This is a genomic window from Edaphobacter sp. (assembly GCF_035532915.1).
Classification (GTDB): domain Bacteria; phylum Acidobacteriota; class Terriglobia; order Terriglobales; family Acidobacteriaceae; genus Edaphobacter.
Genome location: NZ_DATKQC010000181.1, coordinates 1 through 4,498, shown reverse-complemented (window position 1 = coordinate 4,498; position 4,498 = coordinate 1). Strand labels below are relative to the sequence as shown.

Annotated in this window: 3 protein-coding genes; all 3 read left to right on the top strand. The window is 56.4% G+C overall.

The window, feature by feature from the left end; genetic code table 11:
* The coding region (locus VMU57_RS08770; RefSeq protein WP_325382513.1) for a winged helix-turn-helix domain-containing protein at positions 1 to 657 on the top strand (657 nt) is incomplete at its 5' end.
* Complete coding sequence (locus VMU57_RS08765) at positions 654 to 2,174, top strand: HAMP domain-containing sensor histidine kinase (protein WP_325382511.1); 1,521 nt, start codon at positions 654 to 656, stop codon at positions 2,172 to 2,174. The genes VMU57_RS08770 and VMU57_RS08765, both read left to right, overlap by 4 nt.
* A 481-nt stretch (positions 2,175 to 2,655) precedes the next feature.
* The gene (locus VMU57_RS08760) at positions 2,656 to 4,494 is read left to right on the top strand and encodes a phosphoenolpyruvate carboxykinase (GTP) (protein ID WP_325382509.1); all 1,839 of its coding nucleotides are present in this window, start codon (positions 2,656 to 2,658) and stop codon (positions 4,492 to 4,494) included.
* Positions 4,495 to 4,498 lie beyond the last annotated feature (4 nt).

Below are 4,498 nucleotides of genomic sequence, written 5' to 3'. Positions count from 1 at the left end.
CCAAAAGTTTCAGACTTGGTGAAGCGCGGTCTAGTAGCAGAGCGCTACGCAGTAGATGCCGTAGCGGACGGTCGAGAGGGACTTGAGTTCGCCGAAGCATATTCGTATGACCTCATTATTCTCGATCTCATGCTGCCAGGGCTTACAGGCCCCGAAGTACTTCAACGAATTCGTCGCACGAATACTTTTATTCCCGTGCTGGCACTTACTGCCCGCGATTCGATCGACGACAAGGTGCATCTCTTCGAACTTGGCGTTGACGACTATCTGACAAAGCCCTTCGCTTTCGCGGAGTTGCTGGTCCGAGTCAAAGCACTGCTGCGCCGCGGTCCGGTCAACCGATCCAGCACTCTGCGCATCGGCGATCTCGAATTAGATCGTCTAACGCAACAAGTGAAGCGAGCGGGGCGGCGAGTGGATCTTACCGCGAAGGAATACTCTCTGCTGGAATACTTAATGCAAAATGCAGAACGAGTACTATCTCGCAACATGATCATCGAACATGTCTGGGACCAGAGCTTCGATGGCATCACCAATATAGTGGATGTCTATGTGCGCCACCTGCGGAGTAAAGTGGATGATGGCTACAAACCTAAAATGATCCACACGGTGAGGGGTACAGGCTATGTGATCCGGGCAGCAGGAATTGAGCCATGAACCGGAGATCGCTTCGGTACCGTATCACGAGTTTTTTTGTGGGATTTCTGGCGCTTGCCCTGGTGGTCTTTAGTATCGCTGTTTACCTCGGTGTCAGAACCTTCTTGACGAGATCCCTGGAGCAAACACTAGCTAATGATGCCCGAAACATCGCCACCGACTATCTTGCGCAAAGAAATACTAAGGGCGATGGATGGTTTCTCGGAGAGCTCACTGAGGCCTATCCTCCCGGTCTCGGACATCAATTCATACGCATCTCGCAGGGGAGCAAGGTACTTTTCGAATCAGGTAATATGCGTGACCCCTATGTAAGCACGTCCAAACTCCCGATGCCATCAAAGCCCGCCTGGGTGAATGCAATCCACCGCGAGACGGCGGCCAGTGGACAGCGTCTGATGATCTATACCCTTGCCTACCAAGAATCAGGTAGACCTCAGATTCTTGTGGAGAGCGGAACGACCATCGATTCAATCCGACATGTGCTGCGCAGCCTTTTCGTGATTTTGCTATTGACTATACCTGTCATCCTGATCATTGCATCCGTTGGCGGCCACGCTTTGATGTCGCGTTTGCTGTTGCCCGTCGTGGTGCTGACCGATCAGGCTGAGCGGATAGGGCGAAAGGATATGGGCGAAAGGCTGGCGGTGATTCCAAGCGGGGACGAGTTGGAGCGTCTCTCCCTTTCACTGAATAAGATGATTGAGCGGCTAGAAGATACGCTCGCTCATAATCATCGGTTCTCGGCGGATGCGTCCCACGAACTGCGAACGCCCCTGACCATTATCCATGGGCAGCTTGAGGAATTGACGCAGAGATCCGATCTCTCCGCGGTGGCAAAAGATGGTATCGGCAGTGCGCTGGAGGAGACAGATCGGATGTCACGCATTGTTGAGAGCCTTATGACGATCACGCGACTGGACTGCGGCGGAGAGCGCATCCAAATGATTCCCGTAGATCTCATGGCGATGGCATCTACAACCGTGGAGCACATGCACCTGCTTGCGGAAGAGAAAAGCATCTCTCTCGTCTGCAAATCTGGTTTGCCGGTCTATGTAACTGGTGATCCGATGCGCCTGAAGCAGGTGATGGTGAATCTTCTGGATAATGCCATCAAATACACCGCCTTTGGTGGCGCTGTTACCGTTAGTGCCGTGACAGAGGGAGAACGAGCCGTAGTTAGTGTTTCAGACAGTGGCATTGGCATTCCGGAAGAAGCTGTGCCGTTCATCTTCGACCGCTTTTACAGAGCGGACAAGGGACGCTCTCGCGAATCAGGAGGAGCCGGCCTCGGACTTGCGATCGTGAAATCGATCTGCAGTGCCCATGATGCTGTGATCTCGGTAAAGAGCAACGACGGTCGAGGGACGACGATGCAAATGGAGCTACCATTGTTGCTGCCGTCGCCTTCTCGGATCAAAGATGCGCAGATGGCTACTGAACGAGTCCCAGGGGGATATCTGCGCGTGGCAGATGATGGTCCTGAAGAGAAGACGATTCAACCATCTAAGAATTCCTAAAGGCAACAACGTTGCAGATCGGCAGCGGCCAAGGCACGATTCCATCCATGCTATTTCCTGAAGAAATCATCAGACAAGCTATTTCACGGCTTTCAAGCCCAGCAATATGCACAGCTACCCGAAGCGCGCGACAGCAGGTTTTTGTGCTCGGCCCATTTTTCAATTCACGGTGAATGAGTCATTAAAAGATCATGAAAAGTTAAGAAAATTCTACGATCTCCGCTAAAGCTATATCCATCATCTCGGCTTGCGGCTTTTGCCTGAATAGCTTTTCATGTGCGCTTCACGTTGATTCTATTGCACGAGTATTTAAAAGTATGGATATCTAAGCGAGCCATATGCTGCAGCCAAAGAGCGAATCGAGGAATTCTGTTATACGCCGAAATACCTCGACCATTGATCCATCCGCATCATCAGACAAAACCTTCCCTTACGCCCCCAAAAATTACGAATGCAAAACTTCTGAATGAGGAATAACTCTATGAAATCGGTCCCTTCCACCGCCACTCCACCCACCACCAACAAGCACCTCATCCGCTGGGTCGAAAAGATGGCGGAGCTGACCCAGCCCGATCATATCCACTGGATCGACGGCTCCCAAAAAGAGTACGACCATCTCTGCGACGTCCTCGTCGAAGCCGGAACCTTCTTTCCCCTTAACGAAAAGCTCTGGCCAGGCTGCTTCTACGCCCGCTCGGCACCCAACGACGTCGCCCGCGTCGAAGACCGCACCTTCATCTGCTCGCTCTCCAAAGACAACGCCGGGCCCACCAACAACTGGGAAGACCCCTTCACCATGCGCCGCAAGCTCAAGCAGCTCTTTCGCGGCAGCATGAAGGGACGGACCATGTACGTCATGCCCTTCAGCATGGGCCCGGTCGGTTCGCCCATGTCGCAGATCGGCGTCCAGCTCACCGACTCCGCCTACGCCGTCGTCAATATGCGCATCATGGCCCGCATCGGCGCGCCCGTCTTCGCCGAGATCGACAAGGACATCAAGCGCGTCGTGCCCTGCCTGCACTCCATCGGCGCACCGCTCGCGCCAGGAGAAAAAGACGTCCCCTGGCCCTGCAACGACACCAAGTACATCGTCCACTTCCCCGAGACCCGCGAGATCTGGAGCTACGGCTCGGGCTACGGCGGCAACGCCCTGCTCGGCAAGAAATGCTTCGCCCTGCGCATCGCCTCTAACATCGCCCGCGACGAGGGCTGGATGGCCGAGCACATGTTAATCCTCGGCGTCGAATCCCCACCCGACAAGAAGGGTAAGACCGAAAAGACCTACGTAGCCGCAGCCTTCCCCTCGGCCTGTGGCAAGACCAATTTCGCTATGATGATCCCGCCCGCAGGCTTCGATGGCTGGAAGGTCTGGACCGTCGGCGACGACATAGCCTGGATCAAGCCCGATGCAAATGGTCAACTTCGCGCCATCAACCCGGAGGCAGGCTTCTTCGGCGTAGCTCCCGGCACCAGCGCCAGGACCAACCCCAACGCCATGGCGACGCTAGCCCGAAACACCATCTTCACCAACGTCGCCCTCACCCCCGACGGCGGCGTCTGGTGGGAGGGCATGACCGACACTCCCCCCACCGAGTGCCTCGACTGGCAGGGCAACAAGTGGACCCCCGCCATCGGCAAAAAGACCGGACGCCCCGCCGCCCATCCCAACGGACGCTTCACCGCTCCCGCCAGCCAGTGCCCCACCATCGACCCGGCATGGGAGGCCCCCGACGGCGTTCCCATCTCTGCCTTCATCTTCGGCGGCCGTCGCGCCAACACCATGCCGCTCGTCTACCAGGCCTTCAACTGGTCCTCCGGCATCTATATAGGAGCCACCATGGGCAGCGAGACCACCGCCGCCGCCGCGGGAGCCCTCGGAAAAGTCCGCCGCGATCCCATGGCCATGCTTCCCTTCTGCGGCTACCACATGGGCGACTACTTCCGTCACTGGCTGCGGATGCAGCGCAATCTCTCCGCCACCCCGCGCATCTTCCACGTCAACTGGTTCCGCAAGGACGCCGACGGTAAATTCCTCTGGCCCGGCTTCAGCGAAAACATGCGCGTCCTTAAATGGATCGTCGACCGCGCCCACGGCCGCGCCCTGGGCAAGGAGACCCCCATCGGTTGGACGCCCCACTATGAAGACATCAACTGGAAGGGCCTCGACTTCCCCCGCAAGACCTTCGAAGAGCTGCAAACCGTCGACCGCACCCAGTGGAGGCATGAGGTGATGGACCACGAAGAGTTGTTCCTGCTCGTCCACGACCACCTCCCTCCGGAGATGATCTACGAGCGCGAACTGCTCATCTGCCGCCTCTGAAACG